At 59.0% G+C, this 20,071-nt stretch carries 18 protein-coding genes and 2 pseudogenes; 4 read left to right on the top strand and 16 right to left on the bottom strand.

Annotated features, from left to right (window positions below):
- Positions 1-8 precede the first annotated feature (8 nt).
- Positions 9-1,121 carry a Xaa-Pro peptidase family protein gene (locus ASD36_RS08110; RefSeq protein WP_060509782.1) on the top strand — a complete coding sequence of 371 codons (1,113 nt, stop codon included), beginning with the start codon at positions 9-11 and terminating at the stop codon, positions 1,119-1,121.
- 6 nt (positions 1,122-1,127) lie between these two features.
- On the opposite strand, the gene ASD36_RS08105 is transcribed toward ASD36_RS08110, so the two are convergent.
- The 11 genes from ASD36_RS08105 to ASD36_RS08055 all read right to left on the bottom strand — a co-directional run bounded on the left by ASD36_RS08105 (position 1,128) and on the right by ASD36_RS08055 (position 13,099).
- Positions 1,128-2,117, bottom strand: a complete 990-nt coding sequence (locus ASD36_RS08105; RefSeq protein ID WP_112834712.1) for a LacI family DNA-binding transcriptional regulator — start codon at positions 2,115-2,117, stop codon at positions 1,128-1,130.
- Between the two features lie 53 nt (positions 2,118-2,170).
- Positions 2,171-3,262 carry a lactonase family protein gene (locus ASD36_RS08100; RefSeq protein WP_060509780.1) on the bottom strand — a complete coding sequence of 364 codons (1,092 nt, stop codon included), beginning with the start codon at positions 3,260-3,262 and terminating at the stop codon, positions 2,171-2,173.
- 57 nt (positions 3,263-3,319) lie between these two features.
- Positions 3,320-4,117, bottom strand: coding sequence for an SDR family oxidoreductase (locus ASD36_RS08095; protein ID WP_060509778.1), 798 nt, complete (start codon positions 4,115-4,117; stop codon positions 3,320-3,322).
- Positions 4,117-5,295, bottom strand: a complete 1,179-nt coding sequence (locus tag ASD36_RS08090) for an aldose 1-epimerase family protein (RefSeq protein WP_060509930.1) — start codon at positions 5,293-5,295, stop codon at positions 4,117-4,119. The genes ASD36_RS08095 and ASD36_RS08090 overlap by 1 nt, the downstream gene beginning before the upstream one ends.
- Before the next feature lie 78 nt (positions 5,296-5,373).
- The gene (locus ASD36_RS08085; RefSeq protein ID WP_060509776.1) at positions 5,374-6,288 is read right to left on the bottom strand and encodes a sugar phosphate isomerase/epimerase; all 915 of its coding nucleotides are present in this window, start codon (positions 6,286-6,288) and stop codon (positions 5,374-5,376) included.
- A 22-nt stretch (positions 6,289-6,310) separates the two neighbouring features.
- Positions 6,311-7,405: a Gfo/Idh/MocA family oxidoreductase gene (locus ASD36_RS08080; RefSeq protein WP_060509774.1), complete on the bottom strand. Its 1,095-nt coding sequence runs from the start codon at positions 7,403-7,405 to the stop codon at positions 6,311-6,313.
- A 26-nt stretch (positions 7,406-7,431) separates the two neighbouring features.
- Positions 7,432-8,490 (bottom strand): ABC transporter ATP-binding protein, encoded by a 1,059-nt coding sequence (locus tag ASD36_RS08075; RefSeq protein WP_060509772.1) that lies wholly within the window; start codon positions 8,488-8,490, stop codon positions 7,432-7,434.
- Between the two features lies 1 nt (position 8,491).
- Entirely contained in the window at positions 8,492-9,586 is a 1,095-nt protein-coding gene (locus tag ASD36_RS08070) for an ABC transporter ATP-binding protein (protein WP_060509770.1), read from the bottom strand.
- A gap of 3 nt (positions 9,587-9,589) precedes the next feature.
- Positions 9,590-10,450 (bottom strand): sugar ABC transporter permease, encoded by an 861-nt coding sequence (locus ASD36_RS08065; protein WP_244489767.1) that lies wholly within the window; start codon positions 10,448-10,450, stop codon positions 9,590-9,592.
- Between the two features lie 92 nt (positions 10,451-10,542).
- Complete coding sequence (locus ASD36_RS08060) at positions 10,543-11,403, bottom strand: carbohydrate ABC transporter permease (RefSeq protein WP_060509768.1); 861 nt, start codon at positions 11,401-11,403, stop codon at positions 10,543-10,545.
- A gap of 79 nt (positions 11,404-11,482) precedes the next feature.
- Positions 11,483-13,099, bottom strand: coding sequence for an extracellular solute-binding protein (locus ASD36_RS08055; protein WP_060509766.1), 1,617 nt, complete (start codon positions 13,097-13,099; stop codon positions 11,483-11,485).
- A gap of 291 nt (positions 13,100-13,390) precedes the next feature.
- On the opposite strand from ASD36_RS08055, the gene ASD36_RS08050 reads away from it, so the two are divergent.
- Positions 13,391-14,410 carry a LacI family DNA-binding transcriptional regulator gene (locus ASD36_RS08050; RefSeq protein WP_060509764.1) on the top strand — a complete coding sequence of 340 codons (1,020 nt, stop codon included), beginning with the start codon at positions 13,391-13,393 and terminating at the stop codon, positions 14,408-14,410.
- 141 nt (positions 14,411-14,551) lie between these two features.
- On the opposite strand, the pseudogene ASD36_RS31295 reads toward ASD36_RS08050, so the two are convergent.
- The 5 genes and pseudogenes from ASD36_RS31295 to ASD36_RS08030 form a co-directional block, all read right to left on the bottom strand.
- Positions 14,552-14,695: pseudogene (locus tag ASD36_RS31295) on the bottom strand (ribonuclease activity regulator RraA); the annotation flags it as partial.
- A 307-nt stretch (positions 14,696-15,002) separates the two neighbouring features.
- Positions 15,003-15,218, bottom strand: a complete 216-nt coding sequence (locus ASD36_RS08040) for a DUF2950 family protein (protein ID WP_060509760.1) — start codon at positions 15,216-15,218, stop codon at positions 15,003-15,005.
- Between the two features lie 210 nt (positions 15,219-15,428).
- Positions 15,429-15,538, bottom strand: a pseudogene (locus ASD36_RS31290) (DUF1348 family protein); the annotation flags it as partial.
- A gap of 2 nt (positions 15,539-15,540) precedes the next feature.
- Positions 15,541-16,158, bottom strand: a complete 618-nt coding sequence (locus ASD36_RS08035; RefSeq protein ID WP_060509758.1) for a pyridoxamine 5'-phosphate oxidase family protein — start codon at positions 16,156-16,158, stop codon at positions 15,541-15,543.
- Positions 16,159-16,274: 116 nt separating this feature from the next.
- Positions 16,275-17,261 carry an MBL fold metallo-hydrolase gene (locus ASD36_RS08030; protein ID WP_060509755.1) on the bottom strand — a complete coding sequence of 329 codons (987 nt, stop codon included), beginning with the start codon at positions 17,259-17,261 and terminating at the stop codon, positions 16,275-16,277.
- A gap of 253 nt (positions 17,262-17,514) precedes the next feature.
- On the opposite strand from ASD36_RS08030, the gene ASD36_RS08025 reads away from it, so the two are divergent.
- Positions 17,515-19,413 carry a PAS domain-containing sensor histidine kinase gene (locus ASD36_RS08025; protein ID WP_060509753.1) on the top strand — a complete coding sequence of 633 codons (1,899 nt, stop codon included), beginning with the start codon at positions 17,515-17,517 and terminating at the stop codon, positions 19,411-19,413.
- Entirely contained in the window at positions 19,406-20,026 is a 621-nt protein-coding gene (locus ASD36_RS08020; protein WP_060501576.1) for a response regulator, read from the top strand. The genes ASD36_RS08025 and ASD36_RS08020 overlap by 8 nt, the downstream gene beginning before the upstream one ends.
- Positions 20,027-20,071 lie beyond the last annotated feature (45 nt).

Genomic DNA, 20,071 nt, shown 5'->3' with positions numbered 1-20,071 from the left:
AGGTATCAATGGAGGAACGGCTCGCTAAGACCATCGCTGCCATCACGGAATCGGGAGCCGACTGGGGCCTCTTCACCAGCCCGGATGGTATCGCCTATGCACTGGGCCATGTCTGCGGCATCGAGGCGGGGCCTTCCCCATTTGCAGGTGGCCCCAGCCTCGGCATTGTCGGCACGAGCGGCGAAACCGCCCTGCTCATCACCAATCTTGAGATGGAGACGGCAAGCTGGGCAGATACCATCGTCACCTACACAGGCTTCTCCTACCAGGAGCCGACCGACATCTTCGAGAACTACCTGACGGAAGCGAAAGCGCTCCTCGCCCGTTTCGGCGTCGGTGGACGCATTGCCGTCGAACGACACGCTTTACCCGCGTCGATCGCCAGCCTGCTTGACGGAAGCGTCGCGCTTCCAATCGAACCGGCATTTCGCCGGCAACGGGCCATCAAGACAGCAACCGAAATCGGCCTGTTGCGCGAAGCGGCCCTGACAGCATCCACCGGACAGAAAGCATTTCTTGCCAGCACCCGTGCCGGCATGCGCGAGCTTGAGGTTTTTGCGGCGATCCGGCTGGCGATGGAAACCCGTGCAGGCGTGCGCCTACCGGTGACCGGCGATCTGATCTCCGGGCGGGAGCGCACCTCCCGGTTCATGGGCTGGCCCGACAACCGCATCATCGAGGCTGGCGACCCACTGATCTGCGATCTTGCGCCGCGTGTGGCGGGCTATTGGGGCGATAGTTGCGCCTCCGCCATGATCGGGCAAGCTTCGGACGGTTTCCAAAAGCTTTTTTCGAGCGCACGCTCGGCGCTTGACCTTGCAATCGAGACGATCCGGCCCGGCCTGGTCATCGGCGACCTCGACGCGGCGCTTCAAGCCGTCATTAACAGCAATGGTTACAGCTATGCGCATCATTCCGGCCATTCGATCGGCACCGGCGTCCACGAATGGCCGCGCATCGTCGTTTACGAGCGGGAAACGCTGAAGGAGGACATGGTGATCATGGTTGAACCTACCGCTCTCGACCCGGATGTCGGCGGCGTAAGGCTGGAATATATGCTTCAGGTAACCGCGACCGGCTGCGAAATCCTGACGGATTTCGAGCATCGGCCGGACTTTTAAGCCTGATCAGCCACTATCGCGGATCATCAGCTTGAAGCCCATGTCGATCAGCGTCTCATCGGATTCGATGCCACGCATGCCTTCAAGCAGCAGGCGCCCGGCTTCACGGCCGATTTCGGCCGAGGGTACCGCCACCGTTGTCAGGGACGGGATCAGGTGGCGCGCAAGTTCGAAATCGCCGAAGCCGGTGATTGCCAGCCGTTCCGGGACTTTCAGCCCGATGCGGATGCTTTCCTGCAATGCGCCCGAAGCGATGATGTCGGACGAAAACATTACCGCATCCGCCTCCGGATACCGGGCAAGGGCCTTGCGCAGAACATCGGCACCCGACGCCATGGTCAGCGGAAGTTCCCGCGAAATGACGATGCGTGGCGTCTTGCCGGGGAAAAGCTCCTGCATGGCCTCGGAGAAACCATCCCGACGTTCTGCGGCACGACTATCCCCTTTTCGCAGGACGCCGGCGAAAACAATGTTGGTTCTGCCGGAGCGTGCAAGATGGCGGGCCATCTCGGCTATTGCCGCCGCATTGGAGAAGCCGACGAGCCGGTCTATCGGCTTGTCCGTCATATCCCAGCCTTCGACCACAGGAATGCCGGCACGCTTCAAAAGCGCGATGCTCGTGCGCGTGTGATGCGCCCCGATCAGAAACACGCCATCCGGCCGCCGGCCGAGCAGGCTGCGGATAACCTCCTCTTCCCGATCCGACTGGTAGTCGGTATTTCCAAGGAAGATCTGGTAACCTTCCCGATGAAGCACATCGGAGAAATGCTGGATGGTCTCGGCGAAAACCGAAGCCGAAAGCGTCGGGATAACGGCGGCGACCGTATTGCTCTTGTGCGACGCCAGATGGCTTGCCGCGAGATTGTGAACGTAGTGCGTCTTGCGGATCGCATCATCGATTGTCTTGCGGTTTTCAGGCGTCACCGTATCGGGAAAACGCAGCGCCCGCGATACGGTCTGCATGGAGACACCGGCCGCAGCGGCGACATCCGCCATCGTCACCCCGCCACCCTTGCGACGGCCTTTTCGCGGAGGGTGTTTCTCTGATGTCACAGGATGAAGGGCCTCACGCAGACAGGGGTGCCGATTTCGATGCGCTTGCCGCTGTCGGTGAGAGTGCCCGTTTCTTCATTGCGCCTGAAGATGACGATCGCATCGCCATTCTGGTTTGCGACCATTAGGTGTCGGCCACTCGGAGACAGCGCGAAATTTCGCGGCGTCGCGCCGCCGGATGGGACGATCTCCTGAAGGGTCAGCATGCCAGTCTCCTGATCCACGATAAAGCAGGCGATGCTATCGTCACCTCTGTTGGAACAGTAGAGAAAACGGCCATCGGGGGATAGATGGATATCGGCGGCGTGGGATTCGACGCCGGGCAGGACGGTCGGCAGGGTCTGCTCAACCGTCAACACGCCCGGTTTCCTCGATATGAAGGAGACGCTCGAACCAAGCTCGTTCGAGACATAAACAAAGCGCCCGTCTGCATGCTGCGCTACGTGCCGAGGGCCGGCGCCGGCGGGAAGTGCGACGTCCGAGACGAACGACAGGACGCCATCTTCTTCCAGCCTGTATTCTGCGACACGGTCCAGACCAAGGTCAGCGATGAGAAAGCTGCCGCCTTCCGCAGTCTCCGTGACCATATGCGCATGTGGACGCTCCTGCCGGTCCACAACCGGGCCAAGTTCGCCATCTAGCCGCAGTGATGAGACGGCAGGGGCCAGACCACCATCGGCGAGGATCGGAAACACGGCGACCGATTTGTCCGGGCCGCCCGAGCCCATGGCGTAATTGGCGACAAGCACGAAACGCCGGTCGCGCGTCACCATATTGTGGGCGGCAATGCTGCCGAGCGTCGGCTGCTTGTCGAGATAGGCGAGCGTGTTCGTCTCGCGAGAGAAGCGGAAGGCACTCACCGTGCCTTCGTGCCAGCCGAAAACTTCGGAATTGGCGTAGACCACACCGGACGCTGAATCAACCGCGAGGAATGTCGGGTTATCGACGCTGTTCGTGGTGACGAGCCTTTCGTATTCCAGGGTTGTTTCGTCAAACGCGAGTATGGTCAGCCCTTCGCCGCGCGCTCCCTGAAAATACGGTGCTTCCCTGTTGAGCGAACCGACGGCGAGATAGACCTGCTGAGCCACCCGGAGCTCCCCTGTTGGCGAATGAGACGGACGAATGGCACATTCTCGGCGATGGCGCTAGTTCATCACCCAGCCGCCGTCGACATTGAGTGTCTGGCCGGTGATGAACCCGGCCGCATCGGACGCCAAAAACATCAGCACATTAGCGATGTCGGCGGCGCTGCCGCGGCGCTTGATCGCCTGATGATCTAGCACGAAGCGGGTGTATCCTTCGGGATCGGGGTGGATCTTTTCCGCATCCGTCGGGAATGCGCCGGGAGCGACGGCGTTGACGGTGATACCATAAACGCCGAACTCGCGTGCCCAGGCGCGGGCGAGACCGATGAGCGCCCCTTTAGACTGGACATAGGGCGAAAGGTTTGCCCAGCCGCCAAAGGCGGTGACGCTGGCGATGTTGATGATGCGCCCCCAGCCTTTTTGACGCATATACGGCAAGGCGACCTGCACGCAGACGATCCCTGCATCGACATTGATGCGCTGGACACGCTGCATTTCCTCGATCGAATAGTCTTCGAACGGTTTTGACGGGTAGATCGCAGCATTGTTAATAACGACGTCGAAGCCGCCCACTTGCAGCGCGAGCTCTTCCAGCGAACTGCGCAGCGTGGCAAGATCCGACAGATCAAGCGCCTCCAGAACAAGCCCGTTCAAGCCCTCCGTAATGGCCGCTGCTTCGAGCGTGGCATTCTTTGCCGGGTCGTTATCGATGGCCACGACCCGGGCGCCAGCCCTCAGAAACGCGAGCGTCGTCTCGACACCGAGACCGCCTGCGGCACCGGTATAGAGAATGACTTTGCCGGCAACGGACATCGCGGATTTTCCTTCTTCTGCAACGGCAGTTATCTGGACGTTCATCAGCAGCCCCCAAGGGCAACGTGATTGCCGGACGGGGCCGGATACTCTTCGCCCGGCTGCCGCGCGATCGCCGTGATTCGTGCTTCGCTGGCCGCGATGGCGGCGGCATCGCCGAGAATACGCAATGTGGTGTCGTAGCGGCGCTCCTCCCCGTGCTCCAGCCAGATCAGTTCGCCGCGATCGCGCGCCGCGCCGTGACCAAGCACATGGTTGGTCGAGGGCTCGATGCCGAGCGCATATTGCCCGGCCTGCAGGTTCTGCCACTCGTACATGCAGGGAAACTGGTCCTTGCGCGTCACGACTTCAAAACCGAGGCCCAGGCGGTCGTTGACGAGCGCGACCGGAACTTCGCCATTCGCGTCTGCCGCCATCTCGTGTTGCCAGACCTGCTCGTGAAAGCCGAGTTGTGGCGCGGGCATGGTGCGGTAGCCGACATTCTGCTTCCGGTAATCGTTGCCTGCATGGGCGGCCCAGACGACGTCCCGGAGCGGTGCAAGATACCGCGACCCTTCGCTCAAAACCGGATGCCCGACATTGATGTGATAGCAATACATATGCGGCGTGCGGTAAAAACCGCGATTGACGACCCTGTCCGAGAGACGGATGTCATTGGTGCCGACCTTGATCTCGATGCGGCGTTTCAATTCCAGGTGTTCGCCGAAAACCGTGCCCTGCGTGACGGTGCCTTCGCACCACAGATAACACTCGTCACCGTCCCACCGCTCCCCGTAACCATCGAGCTTGCCCGGAATGGTGCCGATACGGCCGTGGATCGAGTGACTGACAGTCTGCTTCGGCTTGTAGTTATAGTGATCGGCGGGTTCGTCATACATGAAAAGGATATGGTCGAGGCCGCAGGTGATCATCAGGCCGGAGAAGGATCGCAACCAGCCGAGACCGCCCTCGCTTTCATATTCATGCAGACCCGGATGGCGGAAACCGGAGGGGGAATGCCAGCCGATCGCCATGCCGCGATAGTCGCAATCCGCGATATCGAGCGCGCGATCCACCAGCACCGTAAAACGCAGGCCCGTGCCACTCCTGAACTCGAGCAGGCGAATGCCTCGCTCCAGCCCGTCGCCAAGCGTCATCAGCCGGACGCCGGCAAATTGCGAAAACGATCCTGCACTGGCGGCGAGGTCGCGCCGCGACTTCGCTTCCCCGTAAAGTTCAACCATCGTCATGTTCCTTCTCACCTGCCGGAAGCAGGCCATGCTGTCTAAGGAGCGGCCGAGGCGAGCCCGGCCGCGATGTCGTCAAAGGCCTTGCGCCCGCAGCTTTCCGTCAAGGAACTTCTTGGCGCGCGGCACATCGCTTTCATCCAGATGTTCGATGATCATCGGAATGTTCGGATGCTTCTGCGCCAGACGCTTGAGGTAGAGATCGTAATTCAGCGATCCGAGACCGGGAGCCGGCAGTTCGATTTCGCCGACGCCACGGAACGTGTGGCTTTCGAGCGCATCCGCATCGCCGATGTCGGCATGCTTTTCCGACTTGTCGTCGCCGGAGCGCTTCACATCCTTGGCATGGCCGATCTTGATCTTGTCGGACAGCGTGTCAAACACCTGGTTCAGGATCTGATCCATACGGTCGATGTTGTGCGTCTCGAAGTAATTGGTCGGGTCCATCAGCAGGCCGAGGCCCGGATGATCGACCTGCGCGAACATCTTCACCGTTTCCTCGACGGAACCGACGACGTTGTTGACGTAGGTTTCGAGCAGGAAGACCGCGCCGTGATCATAGGCATATTGCGAGAGATCGGCGATGACCTTGCGGCACTCCTCAAAACCTTCCTCGGTCTTGTTCTTGGGGTGATGCACCCAGTCCGATTCCGTGTTGTAGGTGCCGGTTTCCGAGATCACATAGGGCGTGCCGAGATACTGGGCGTGCTTGATGATTTCCTTGAGATAACCGACGCGGCGATCGCGCTCCGCCTTATCCGGGTGGATGATGTTGGTGTAGCCGGAAATGCAGGAAATCGGCAGATTGTGATCGCGAAAGGTCTCGCGGATCTTTACGCACTTGTCCTTGGTGATCTGGCCCGCCGAGAGATCGATGTCCTTGAAGTGCATATCGAGCTGCACCGTGTTGAAACCAAGCGCGCGGATCTTCTGCGCCGTTTCCTCAAGGGCGTACGGGAAATAGCCCGTGAAAATACCGGTTTGCATCATGATGAGAATCCTCCCTCGTTGTTCATGAATGAATAGAAATTTCGGAAAGCCGGACCGTCCGGCCCTCAGCAATCGACTTGTAGCCGGCCTCGATCAACGCCACGGTCTTGACGTTGTCGGCAACGGAGAGCGCCGGTGCGTCGCCGGTCTTCACGGCATATTGCAACTGCTCCATCACGCCGATGAAGGCATGGGGGAACCACATCGTCTCCCATGTCGGCGAGACCCACTTGCCGGTCGTGGTTTTTTTCGAGGCGTAGGACAGCGTCGAGGGCGAGCCGTCCGGCCAGCCGATCGTGCCCTGGGCCACGCCATCGGTGCCTTCGACGCGCCACTTGATATAGATGTCGCTGTCGAACCCTTCTTCGCGCGGGCCGGACCACACGTCTTCCATCGAAACGGCCATCACACCGCTCGGGAAATTGAGCGTGGAAACGGTGATGCCGTCCTTGTGCTCGAACGTCGTGCGCGGATCCTTTCGCGTCAGCGTGGTGATCGTGTCGGGATCGCCGAACAGGAAGCGCAGCACGTCGAGATGATGTACGCTCATGTTGGAAAGCGTCAGCCGGTCGTAGTCTTCAAGAAACGCCTGCCAATGCGGGATCGCCCGCATCTCGATAGTCGCCAGAACGGGCGTGCCCAATTCCTCTTTTTCAAGGATTTGCTTCAGCACGCGCATCGACTGGTCGTAGCGCATGTTCTGGTTGATGGAGAGAACCTTGCCAGCGTTGGCGGCGGCATCCCGCAATTCGATCGCTTCTTCCAGCGTCAGCGCAAGCGGCTTCTGCGCCAGAATGCCCTTGATATGCGGCTGGGCCAACGCCTTGCGGATGAGAGCAGGCTGCTGGTCCGGCGGAAAGGCGATGTCGAGGATCTGGATGTTCGGGTCGTTGATCAGCGCATCCGGTGTGTCATGTACTGTCGGAATAGCCCAGCGCTCGGCAACGGCCGCCGCCTTTTCCCGCGTGCGTGACGCGATGGCGACGACCGGAAAGCCCGCTTCCTTGTAGGCTGCCAGATGGCACTCCGCCATGATCATGCCGGCACCGATGCAGCCGATTTTCACATCCCGCACCCTCACCTGCGGATCCGGTGCAAAACCGTTGGCTTCGCTCATAATGACCTCCCGTTTTATCTGTTCGTTCACAGGCCGAGCGCCTCCCCCGCCTGGTTGAAGAAATGGGCTCTCGCCGGATTGCAGCTGAGCGCCACGGCGCTGTCGATGCGGATATCCGGCTGCCCGCGCATCAGCGCTTTGAGCTTCTCCGCGCCGGTATCGACAGTCACGACCGTATAGCCGCCGAGCGGTTCGACTTCATAGACCTTGGCCGGACGTCCCGCATGCGCCGCGCTCCATGGCTCGACCTTCAGGTCTTCCGGCCGCACGCCGATTTCCGAGACATCAGCCGGCACGGCGTCGATCGGCAGCGTGATCGTACCATCGGCTGCCTTCACCCCGTCGCCGCGAACGGCCGACATGATGTTCATCATTGGCGCACCCAGCAGCCGCGCGACGTATCGGCTGACGGGCGTATCGTAGATCTCGCCCGGAGCTCCGACCTGGCGGATTTCGCCATGCTCCATGATGGCAATGCGATCGGCGACGGACATCGCCTCTTCCTGATCGTGGGTGACGTAGATCAGCGTCTGCCCGCGGTCGCGCTGGATGCGCTTGAGCTCGACGCGCGTCTCTTCGCGCAACCGGGCATCGAGGGCCGAAATCGGATCGTCCATCAGATAGGCGACCGGGTCACGCACGAGGGCGCGGGCAATCGCGACGCGCTGACGCTCGCCGCCTGAAAGCTGGGCTGGCGGCTTGTGCAGTAGATGGGCGATATGCAGCTTGGCGGACACCGCCTCGACCCGAGCCCGGATCTTGTCTTCGGCAATCTTCCGCTCGGTGAGTGGGAAACGCACATTCTCCCCCGCCGTCATATGCGGAAAGAGCGCCAGGTTCTGAAACACCATCGCCACGTTGCGATCGGCCGGCGACACATGATTGACGGGCCAGCCGCCGATCAGAACTTCGCCTTCATCCGGCGTTTCCAGGCCGAGGATCAGCTTCAGGACCGTCGATTTTCCCGACAGCGGCGGGCCGAAGAAACAGAAGAATTCGCCCGGCTGAATGTCGAAGCTCGCGTTTTTCAACGCGACGGTTTTGCCGAAGCGCTTGGTGACGTTGCGGAAGGAAATGCCGGCCATGTCAGGCTCCCCGGATCGCATTGCCGGTCGCTGCATCGAACAGACGCGCAGCTCCCGGTTCGATGGCAATATGGGCGGTTTCGCCGGTGCTGATAGCAACGTCATTGTCGAAAACGGCTTTCACCCGCTTCTCGCCATCGCCGAAGTGCACCACGGTCCGCGCCCCGATGCGTTCGATAAAGGTTACCGGCATGGCCAGCCCCGCCCCCGATGCCGCCAGCGCAACACGCTCGGGCCGGAAGCCATAGACGACATCGCGTGCCGCCTGCTTGCGGGCGGCGGCAGCAATGGCGGGTTCCAGCGGTGCGGAGATGCCAAGGACACCGAGATCGACGACCATGCCACGGTCGCTGTCGGCAAGCATGCCCTTCGCGAGGTTCATGCCCGGCGAGCCGATAAAATCGGCCACGAAGAGATTGACGGGATCATTGTAGACTTCCAGTGGCGTTCCAACCTGCTGCAACACGCCATGATCCATGACGGCGATGCGGTCGGCCATGGTCATGGCCTCGAGCTGATCGTGGGTGACATAGACCATGGTCTGCTTGAACTGGCGCTGGAGATGTTTCAGCTCCGTGCGCATCACTGCCCTGAAGGCGGCATCGACATTGGAGAGCGGCTCGTCTAGCAGGAAAATCGCCGGTTCGACGATCGCCGAACGGCCGATCGCCAGCCGCTGCAGGATGTTGACCGAAAGTTTGGCGGACGGCTTCTCGAGCATCGGTGTCAGCTGCAGGAAATCGGCCATGGCCTTGACCCGCCGATCCAGCTCGCCTGCCGGCGTGCCGCGTACCTTTAGCCCGTAGGCGAGATTGTCATAGACACTCATGTGGGTGAAGATCGCATAGTTCTGGAACACGAAGCCGACGCCGCGTTTTCCCATGGCAACTCCGTTCATATCGGCGCCATCAAAGGTTATGCGGCCTTCGCTCGGGCTTTCCATGCCGGCGATCATGTTCATGGTCGTCGATTTGCCGCAGCCGGATGGCCCCAGCAGCGCCATGAATTCGCCGTCGCGGATTTCGAGGTCCATGGTCTTCAGCGCCGTGAAGGCGCCAAAACGCTTCACCAGATTTTCAAGGTGGATCGCAGTTATGGCTCAGGCCTCCTTCGCTGCATTCATGCGGCTGATGGCCAGCGACACGACGATGGACAGCACCACGAGAATGACCAGCGCGATGGCTGCGACATAACCCCAGATCAGGTCCTGCTGCGTTACCTTGTAAATGTAGACGGAGATGGTTTCCGTCGCGACGCCCGGCCCGCCCCCGGTCATGATGAAGAGCGTATCGAAGATCTTGAAGTTCTCGATGATGCGGATCGACAAGGCGATGATCATGATCGTCTTCATCTTCGGCAGTGCGATCGTGTAAAACCGCTGCCACCAGCTGGCGCCGAGCAAGGTCGCCGCGCGCATCTGGTCTTCCGGCACGCCGACGAGACCGGCGAGCAGGATGAGGAACATCAGCGGCGTCCACTGCCAGATATCGGCGATCATCACCGCTACAAGAGCGGTTCCGGGGCTCGACAGCCACGCGAGTACGAAGGGTCGGCCGATCAGCGTAGAAATAATGTCGTTAACCGGCCCACCCGACTGGAACAGCATAAAGAACATGTAGCCGGCCACCGCAGGCACTACCATCATCGGGATCAGCATGATCGAATAGAACACGCGCTTGCCGACGAAATTGTCCATGAACAGGATGGCAAGCCCCAGACCCAGCAGGAACTCGACCGGCACGCAGATCAGCATCACGAGCGCTGTACGTCCGAGCGCATCCCAGAAGCGGCTGTCGACGGCAAGATCGGTGTAGTTGGCAAAGCCGTTCCACAGTTCATAGGCCTGCCACCAGCCGGTGCCCTCGAGCGGCGACCAGTCGGTGAGGCTGATATAGAGCTGCATCAACAGCGGGAAGACCGCGATGAACAGCACGAGAAGCTGCGCCGGCAGCGTCAACATAAAGCCGAGACGACGGCCGCCATCCTCGGTGCGTGTTTCAGGCGTGGTAAGATCGCCGGGCACGGAGTGCTTCTCCTCGATTGCAAAGCTGCTCATTGCTTGAGCGCTCCAAAGGTAAGGCCGCGAACCAGATGTTTCTGGATGGCGATACCCATGATGACGGGGGGCACGGCGGCGATGAGGCCAAGGGCGGCCTTCGCGCCATAAAGCTGGCCGGTCATCGAGGACGACAGCGACGCCATGTAAACCGGGATCGTTACCCATTCGCGGGTCGTCAAAAGCAGGGCGATGAGATAATCCGACCAGTTGAGGATGAAGACAAAGAGAGCCGAGCTTGCGAGCGCCGGGCGCATCATCGGCAGCGTGATCTTGAGGAACACGCGCATGCGCGAGCAGCCCTCGACCAGAGCTGCATCCTCGATTTCGCGCGGCATGTCGTCAAAGAACGTCTTCATCAGCCAGAATGCGAACGGCAGCGTCACGATGCCGTAGATCAGCGCCAGCCCCCACCAGGTATCGACGAGACCGAAGAAGGCCCACATGATCATGACCGGGATCATCACCGCCATCGGCGGAAACAGCCGGAGTTGGATCAGCGCCAGCGGCAGGTTCTGCCCCGAGCCGAAGCGCGACAAGCCGTAGGCGCCGGCCGTGCCTGCCGTCATGGCAATCAGCGTGCCAAAAACGGCCGAGAGCAACGACGCCAGGATCGGCTTGCCGGCGGTCCGGTCGAGCGCGACGATGAGGTCGGAGGTAGATGTCCCCAGAATGAAGCGGAAATTGTCGAGCGTGGGGGCTTTTGGCCACCACGTCAGATCCGCACCGGTGGCCGACCATTCAGCAATCGGTTTGAAGGCCATCGAGACCATCCAGAGCGTCGGGACGAGCGTTACGGCGAGCGCCAGGAAGATGGCGGCGTAACGGAAAACCTCAAAGGGTAATGAGCGCTTCATGACAGGGAAAACTTCATTCTCGAAAACAGGATGATCGCCTGGCGGGGTCTCCGCCCGGCAATCATGTCAGCGGGGCGCGTCAGCCGGCCAGCGGATCGAGCACCGTCGGCCAGGCTTCCTTGTTGGTCTTGATGGCCTCGAGCAGTTTTTCCTCGCCGGTTCGCCGGGCGATGCGCTGCCACTGGCGTTCCGTATCCGCCATGGCCTGCTCCGGCGTTTTCGACTTGGTTAGCGCCGCCATCAGGTTTTCGTCGAGCGCGTTGTGGAAAGCGGTCGCGCCCGGGTAATTGATGGTCGGTACCGTACGGGCAACCGTCTCGCGCACGATGTCCATGTGGTAGTCGTGGTAAGTCTGCCGCACTAAGGGGTCCGAGAAATTCTGCAGCTGGAACGGATCGAAATACCCGCCGGGGTTCGCCGTCATCCAGGAATAGATGCGGCTCGAACCCAGCCATTGCAGCAGGAGGTAGCAGGCTTCCGGGTGTTTGCTCTGGGCCGAGACGCAGGCCGAAAGGTTCAGCCAGAGAACCGAACGGCTCACAAGCTTGCCATCGACCTCGCGGCCGGGCGGTAGCATGGAACCGATCTTGCCGGTGACCTTGGAGCCTTCATTCGCCTTGTTATCGAGAAACTTCGGCAGGTTAGAGAAGGCGCAGGTCATCGCTGCACCACCAGCGGCGAAGTTACCGTACTGTTCCGGCCAACCCCAGGAAATCGCATCAGGCGAATGATGGCTGAGACTATCGACATATTCCTGCGTCGCCAGATAACCGGCGTCGGAATTGATCAGCGGCTTACCATCGTCGCCGAACAGGAACTGGTTGGGCGAACCCGTGGACACGAAGCGCTGATACCAGTTGGTGTAACCCCAGCCTTGGTTGCGCAGGTCGGTGGAGCCGAACAGGCCCTTGTCCGGACGATGGAAGAAGGCAGCGATATCGGAATGCTCTTTCCATGTGCGCGGCGGCGCAAGCGCATAGCCGTTCTTGTCGGCAAACGCCTTTTTCTCGGCCTCGTCATTGAAAAGATCGGTGCGATAATTCCAGGTCTGGAAATCGCCATCGAGCGAGACGCCATAGGTCGAACCGCGATACTGGTTCAGCAGCGAGACGCCCTTGGCGCCGTTCACATAACCACGCTCGGGATCGTCCCATTCCGGCTTGTGAGCCGCGACATAGTCGTCAAGCTTGATGATCCCTGCGGTTTCAGCGAGGTCACCGAGGCGGTTCCACTCGACGGCATAGATGTCGAATGCCCCACCCTTGGTGGAGATATCCTGCATCGTCTTGGTGAATTCCTGGCCGTTGGGGACACCGACGATATCAAGCTTGATACCGGTTTCCTTTTCCCAAAGATCCTTGATCGATGGCGCACCGGCCGGGAAAGGCTGGGTTAACTGGCCGATCGATCCATCCGAAAGGCCCAGCACGATCCGCTCCGGCGCCTTGTCGGCCGCCTTCAGCGCCTTGGCCGCCTCGATGGCACGTCCCTCGGGTGTTTCCGCGCCGTACTGATAGCGCTCGGCGCCATCAAATCCGGTCGGCCCTCCGATCATTCCCGGCGCCAGGGCATCGGCCGCAAAGGCACGGCCAGGTCGAATGAATTGCGGCGCAATACCGACTGCAGCCGTCAGTGCAAAGGTTTTTGCACCAGCGGCCAGCAGGCCACGGCGCGAGACCGTAAAAGTGTCGCTCATTGATATATCCTCCCTCGTCGACAGGCCTCCACACCTCGTCAACGTGAGGAGTAATGACGTTACGTTTGATTTATGTCAACATCAAAACACATCATATTACGTCTTTTGGCCGGACTATTTGAGCATTCTGTTGTTGGGAGCGCAGAAATCAAGTTTAAATGACGAAACTTGATGGCTTTAGGCCACCCTAGTTCGTTTTCTGAGGATAATAAGGAAGAAGCTCGGGGAAGCCCTTGTATTTGACCACCATCGAAATACATCATTTCCCATCATTTTGAGAAAGGACATGCCTTGCGTTCGACTTTGATGGACATTGCACGCGAAGCCGGCGTTTCCTTGGCGACGGTGGACAGAGTCCTCAACAATCGGGAGGGTGTGCGCGAGCGCACGCGCAAGGTCGTGCTCGAAACAGCCCGCAAGCTGGGCTACGTTTCGGAGCCGGAAAACCAGCCCGCCGGCGCGGATGCGTCCCTTCGGCTGGACTTCGTCCTGCCAGCAGGAACGAACACCTTCATTGCCAAGCTGCTAGAGCAGATCGCCAGCCAGGGCGAATTGCAGGAGGGTATCGATGTCCACACGCATTCGATCGAGGGCTTCAACCCCGACAGCCTTGCAAGACAACTCGATGCCCTGAGTGGCATTACGCAAGGCGTGGGCGTCATTGCGCTGGACCATCCGACGGTGCGCGAGGCGATGCGGCGGCTAGCGGCTTCAGGCGCCCCCATCGTGACGCTCGTTTCCGATATCCTGCATGTCCCGAGGCTCGGCTATGTCGGCATCGACAACCGCGCCGCCGGGCGGCTGGCGGGCTATCTGCTCGGGCGCCTTCTCGGCAGGGGAGCAAAACGCAAGATCGCCCTCTTTGCCGGCTCCCTCTCCTATCGAGGCCATGAGGAACGGGAGATGGGTTTCCGCCATGTCATCGCCGAGGAATTTCGTGATCTGGAGGTCGTCGAACTGCGCGAGATTCGCGACGACCGAAAGCGCGCCTTTGAAGAAACGAGGTCGCTGTTAAAGCGTCACCCTGATCTTTCAGGAATCTACAATATCGGAGCCGGCAATGCCGGCATCGGGCAAGCGCTACAGGAAGCGGGGCTCGCCCAGTCCGTCATTTTCGTCGGCCACGAATTGACCGAAAGCACCAAACGTTTCCTGCTTGACGGCACCATAGACGCCGTCATCGACCAGAACCCGCGGGTTGAAGCGCGAGAAGCGCTGTCTATGCTGAAAAACACGCTTTTGGGCCGAAAATTCGACTACCATCCACCACGCCTGCAGGTGATCTTCCGGGAAAACATACCGGAATTTTGATTCAGGCGATAACCTTGTAACGGCCTGCGGCATCCGCGATTACAAGAACCGCCGATCGGATGCGAATTCAACGACCTGTGAATCGGTGCGATCAAGATCCAAAATGCAGCTCTATCCTCAATCGACCTCGCCCCCCCCTTTCCGGCCAGACTCAATCTCGGATTTCAGAAATTCCTCCTGCTCTTCCATCGCGACCGACTCCTCGGCAATTTCGGCGACATATTCGCGCGGAATCTCCATAACCGCCTCGCTATCACCAAAGATGATGTCGCGTGGATAGGCCGCAAATGCCGCCGCAGGCGATCGTTGCCAATCCAGCGCGTCCCGGAGGGAGCTGCTAGCCAAGGGGACCGTCAACTTTCGGGAAGTCGATCTATCAGTACAAACAACCCACATGCAGGTGCGAAGCGGAAATAATTTCCGCTTTCAGTGCCGGCGGGTATGGGGCCGGGAGCGGTCACGCAGCCTTCCGCAAAAATAGGTGGACCTGACTCTAGCAGGTCTAGTTTGCGCAAAAGCTTGGCATTCAGTTAAAGCATTTCTGATGCTTCCGGCAGCCGCGTGTCCGGCGCTCGATGCTTTGGCGCATCGCTCAATCTTCAGTGATATCCCATCTGTCGTCTGGATTGAATGTCCGGATTCCTGCGGCGACCTCCTCGGTCTTGTCTCCGAGATCCGCTTGGCGGACCGTTCCGTTGGCGTTTACGGTAAAGGTGTGAACGCCAATTTCTCTATATCGTATCGGCATCGCGATCAGGGCGAAGTCCTCACTCATGTTGCCGTTAATCTGACGCGACAACTGCTTCAATATTGGCCGAACTCATTGTGGCCAACTTCGCGCAAAGGCGATGACTATGGCTACTCGCATTGGGAGCCAAACTATGCTCCTCCTACAACTTGAAACCGCTAAAAATGCCGAGAACAGGCCGAGGTCAAAAGGCAATCCGCTATAGAAATCAATCAGCAGCAACTCTTGGTTATCATGCGTCTCCTAATATTTCATAGAGTTGTTATATGCCGCAACCCTAGCTGGGTCGCGGCTGTTCCATCCGTCTTCGGCAAGCCTTCTTTATCGACTGCGCTTTTGAGCGTGAACACGGGAAATGGTGGTCGCTGAGCTTCGGTTATCTTCAAGGTCCCTCCAGTTGAGCTCGCAACGTCGCGTTTTCAGTTTCCAATCGCTGCAGTCTCTCACGAAGAGGAGCGACTGCGTGTTCAACCTCCTGTTCGGTGTAGCGGGGGGTGATGTGCTGAGGGCAGTTCCAATCGTACGCCTCAAGCCGAAGCCTGAAAATCGCCTCTGCCCTGCCTTTGTAGCTGTTATCGGACACGAGTGCGCTGAGACCCTCGTCAACACCGAGTGCGAGCCGCTCAACATGGACATATATCTTGAGCCGGGCCCGTCGCACGTAGTCCATCAAAAAGAGACAGGCCCGATCGTTGGTGGCGAAATTGCCGACACTTATATACTGACGATTCCCCCTGTAATCAGCAAAGGCCAATGTTTGCTGATCGACGACCTTGAGGAAGCCGACTTTTCCTCCACGATGTTGAACATACGGCCAGCCGGTTTCGGAGACGGATGCGATATAGAAGCTGTCACGTGAGGCAATAAAGGCGATTTCTTGTTCTGTGAAGGTCTCGGAAGGGCGGTTCTCTGCGCCCAACCAGATCTGGTCCACGCCCATTGCGGCCTGAGCGGCTCTGACGCTCGGCGTCACAGCAACCTCAAGGAAATGATAGGGCATGTCTGATCTCCGTGCTTCGTCAGGCCCGCGTCGGTGTCTCCCGGTGCGGGGCCTGATCTATCTTGGGCTGGCCGAACTCAATACCAGGAAAATTTCTAATTCGCGAAAAGCGGGCATTAGTCCTGCAATGCCCAGTCTGCGGCTTGCCAACGCATCTCCCCGCGATCTGCAGCGACCCGTCCCAGCCCGGGGAAAGGCATATGCGTGGCGGCGATGAGCGCACCCTCGGACGCTGCAAGCGGAAAGAAACGATCCCGCATAGCTTTAGCAGCGGCCTGGTCCTGCTCGAACAGGAAGAATACATCGGTTGCGGCCGGATGTACGACAGGGAAAATCATGTCCGAAACCATGATCAGGCTTTTGCCGCCATCTTCGATCCGCACACCGATATGGCCGGGCGTATGGCCGGTCAGGTCGACAATCGAAATGCCCGGCGATATCTCGCGCTCACCGTCGATCGCTTGCAGCCTCGGATACAACCGCACGACATCCTCCGCCATCTTGAAGCTGGGCTGCAGAAAATCAGGCGCCCCGTTTCGCTTTGCCGGATCCGTCCAGTGGGTGACGTCGCGACGATCGATATAGACCTCAGCGTTGGGATAGTTGTTTTTGCCTCCGAGAACCAGCCCGCCCATGTGGTCCTGGTGCATATGCGTCACGATGACAGCGTCGATCTGATCAGGCTTCAAACCAAGTGCGGCGAGTGCCTGGGGCAGTTGCCCCGTCTGCCCGATCGAACCCGCCGCCCCGGCATCGATCAGGACCCGGCGTTGACCATCCTCGACCAGATACTGGTTGAAGAGGAAGCGAACCCCACTTGGCCGAGCGGTAAACTGCGCGTTCGCGGCCTTTTCGACCTCCGGGGCTGAGCGTCCCGGAAAGTAGTCGTATGGCATATCAGCATATCCGTCCGTCAACGCCGTGACAGTGAAACGACCGATGCGGATCTGCGCAAACGGGGTTACCTCAACAGGCGCAGCGGCGGCGGCCTGCGTTGCAGCACGGGAGGAAGCGCTGCCTAGCAGGCTTCCACCAAAAACACTTCCTCCGATGAGGCCGAGAGGCAAAGCGCCGGCAAAAGCGCGGCGTGAGAGCTGAGGCATGACGTCATCCTTATGATCGATTTGTAATATCGTCAGCTTGCGCTTCTTCGGTCATATGCCGGCGCTCAAGCGCTGCTTCAGGCTATGGGTAGGTTGGTTCAAGCCCGCCCGCAATTGGGATCTAGGTCACAGGCAACTAGCCGAATGCACTGTAAAAATAGACTTTCGTCTATCAATCTCGCCTAACGCCTCGGCGAGAAAAGGCGTAGTTTCCGGTCAGTTGCAGGCGACGCGAATATCTGAGGGGATTGACTTGGAAAAACAGAGGGACTTCGACGCGATCATCGACCTGATCCCTGCAATGGCATGGTCGACAACGTCTGATGGTATGCTCGATTTCGCCAATCAGCACTTTCTTGAATATATCGGCATGCCGCTTGCCGAGATTGCCGGTGAAAATTTCTACCGGCTTTTTCACCCCGATGATGTCAGCCACCTGGGCTCAGAGTGGCGAAGCATCATGGTTTCCAAGATAGGAAGGGAAGTTGAAGGTCGGATCCGTCGTGCCGACGGCGACTATCGCTGGTGTAGCCTTCGACAGAAGCCTCGGCTCGATACTGAGAGAAACGTCGTGAAGTGGTATGGGGTCGTCCTCGATATCGAAGACCGAAAACAAGCCGAAAATGCCCTAAAAGAGACCAAGTCGGCACTTGCCGCCAGTGAAGAGAATCTGCGGCTCATCATCAATTCGCTTCCTGTTCTCGTATGGTCTGCGCGCCCCGATGGGAGCGCTGACTTCGTGAACCAGAGTTGGCTGGATTATGCCGGGCTACCGGCCGACAGTATCCTCGAATGGGGCTTTCTCGACCTTTACCATCCCGACGACATTCCGGAGATGGTGGAAATCTGGAAGCGCGACCTCGAACATTCTGACCACACTCACCTGAAAGGTCGCATTCGCGGTCGAGATGGGCGATACCGCTGGTTCTATTTCTCAGGCCGCAAGCTCACCGATGCCAACGGCATTGTTCGCTGGTTCGGCGTCAACATCGACATTGAAAATCTGCAGTACGCCGAAAATGCTCTGCGGGCGAGTGAAGCAGCTCTCAGAGAAAGCGAACACAAGCTCAACCTCATCATTAATACCATCCCCGCCATGGCCTGGTCCTGCACGCCGGATGGGCAGCTGGAGTATTGGAACAAAATCTTTATCGATTTCGTCGGCCTGCCTATCGAAGAGCTCCAGGGCTTTGGTTTTTATCGCGTATTTCATCCTGACGACGTCGAACGTATGCGCATAAGCTGGGAGGAGATCGTTGCCGCCAAACGCCCCGATCCAGTAGACGCCCGCATCAGGCGGTTCGACGGTGAGTACAGGTGGTTCAATCTGCAACAAAGCCCCTTGCTTGACGCTGAGGGAAATGTCGTAAGGTGGTACGGCGTTGTCGTTGATATCGAGGACCGAAAACGTGCCGAGGAATCCCTACGACAAAGCCAAAGCCACCTCGCGCAAGTCACCCGCGTTACAACGATCGGCGAACTGGCGGTCTCCATCGCGCACGAGATCAATCAACCTCTCATGGCAGTCGTGACCAATGCCGGGACATGTCTGCGTTGGCTGCAGGAAGGGCATATCAATCTCGATCAAGCCCGATTGGCTGCGGAGCGCGTCGTAAATGATGGGCACCGCGCCGGCGAAATCGTCGCCAGCATACGTGCAATGGCCCAAAAATCTCCTGTACGAATGGAGAAAACCGACTTCAAAAAAGCGTTTGGCGACGTGCTTTTTCTTTTGCGGGAAGAGCTGCAGTCCCGAGGCTTGCAGGTCGTAACGGATATCACGCCGGAAACTGTCGATGTCCTTGGTGATCGCACTCAGCTTCAGCAGGTTCTCCTCAATCTGATCATGAACGGCGCCGAGGCAATGCGTCGAGGCGCAGACGCAGTGATCAAGGTCGGCTGCGCGCTCGGCAACGAGGGCGAAATCGAGGTCAGTGTTTCCGATACGGGGCAAGGAATACCGCCCGAACAGCTCGACCGGGTATTCGAACCCTTCTTCACCACGAAGTCCGATGGGATCGGGATTGGCCTCTCTATCTGCCGTTCCATCATCGAAGCTCATGGAGGGCGCATCTGGGCAACAACCAATCATCCTAGCGGAAGCTCGTTCAGGTTCACGCTTTCTCGCTTCCAGGAGACAGCCGTTGATTGATGACAAGAAGAACAGGCGGCCAACTGTCATCGTGATCGATGATGACCAAAGCGTCCGCGAAGCTCTTAAAGGGCTGTTCGAGTCCGTGGGATTAATCGCTGAGACACATGGTTCTGTCAGAGAATTTCTGGAAGCAGATGATCCTGAGAAGGCTGGGTGCATCGTTCTTGACATACGCCTTCCCGGGCAAAGCGGGCTTGAATTTCAGGAGGCATTGGTAAAGAGCAATCTCCCTCGGTCCGTCGTTCTCATCAGCGCCCATGTCGATGTGCCGATGGCGGTACGGGCAATGAAAGCAGGCGCAATTGACGTTCTCACCAAGCCGGTTCGGGAGCAGGATTTGCTGGAAGCCGTCAACCGCGCGATCGCCAATGACGCCGCTCGTCGAGAAGAGCGAACCGCGAAAGCTGCCATTCGTTCGAGATACATCACGCTCACGGAGCGTGAGCGGCAGATTATGAAATTGGTGATCACCGGCAAACTGAATAAGCAAATTGCGACAGAGCTGCACCTTGCGGAGCCCACAGTGAAACTTCACAGGGGCCACATGATGGGGAAGATGAAAGCCACATCGGTCGCCCATCTGGTCAAAATCGCTGATGGCCTGTTTTAAGGGCTGCTCCAAGGGGAAACCCGGAAGTCACGGGATTAACACAGG

Source organism: Rhizobium sp. Root1334 (genome assembly GCF_001426665.1).
GTDB lineage: Bacteria > Pseudomonadota > Alphaproteobacteria > Rhizobiales > Rhizobiaceae > Pararhizobium.
This window is presented reverse-complemented; position numbering and strand designations above follow the sequence as displayed.

What these genes read in the sequence shown, in the direction of transcription:
- ASD36_RS08080 (WP_060509774.1), bottom strand. Translation starts at nt 7,405, where the DNA reads ATGAGCGAAGCCAACGGTTTTGCACCGGATCCGCAGGTGAGGGTGCGG.
- ASD36_RS08055 (WP_060509766.1), bottom strand. Translation starts at nt 13,099, where the DNA reads ATGAGCGACACTTTTACGGTCTCGCGCCGTGGCCTGCTGGCCGCTGGT.
- ASD36_RS08110 (WP_060509782.1), top strand. Translation starts at nt 9, where the DNA reads ATGGAGGAACGGCTCGCTAAGACCATCGCTGCCATCACGGAATCGGGA.
- ASD36_RS08075 (WP_060509772.1), bottom strand. Translation starts at nt 8,490, where the DNA reads ATGGCCGGCATTTCCTTCCGCAACGTCACCAAGCGCTTCGGCAAAACC.
- ASD36_RS08090 (WP_060509930.1), bottom strand. Translation starts at nt 5,295, where the DNA reads ATGGTTGAACTTTACGGGGAAGCGAAGTCGCGGCGCGACCTCGCCGCC.
- ASD36_RS08095 (WP_060509778.1), bottom strand. Translation starts at nt 4,117, where the DNA reads ATGAACGTCCAGATAACTGCCGTTGCAGAAGAAGGAAAATCCGCGATG.
- ASD36_RS08085 (WP_060509776.1), bottom strand. Translation starts at nt 6,288, where the DNA reads ATGATGCAAACCGGTATTTTCACGGGCTATTTCCCGTACGCCCTTGAG.
- ASD36_RS08060 (WP_060509768.1), bottom strand. Translation starts at nt 11,403, where the DNA reads ATGAAGCGCTCATTACCCTTTGAGGTTTTCCGTTACGCCGCCATCTTC.
- ASD36_RS08030 (WP_060509755.1), bottom strand. Translation starts at nt 17,261, where the DNA reads ATGCCTCAGCTCTCACGCCGCGCTTTTGCCGGCGCTTTGCCTCTCGGC.
- ASD36_RS08035 (WP_060509758.1), bottom strand. Translation starts at nt 16,158, where the DNA reads ATGCCCTATCATTTCCTTGAGGTTGCTGTGACGCCGAGCGTCAGAGCC.
- ASD36_RS08065 (WP_244489767.1), bottom strand. Translation starts at nt 10,450, where the DNA reads ATGTTGACGCTGCCGGCGCAGCTTCTCGTGCTGTTCATCGCGGTCTTC.
- ASD36_RS08105 (WP_112834712.1), bottom strand. Translation starts at nt 2,117, where the DNA reads ATGGCGGATGTCGCCGCTGCGGCCGGTGTCTCCATGCAGACCGTATCG.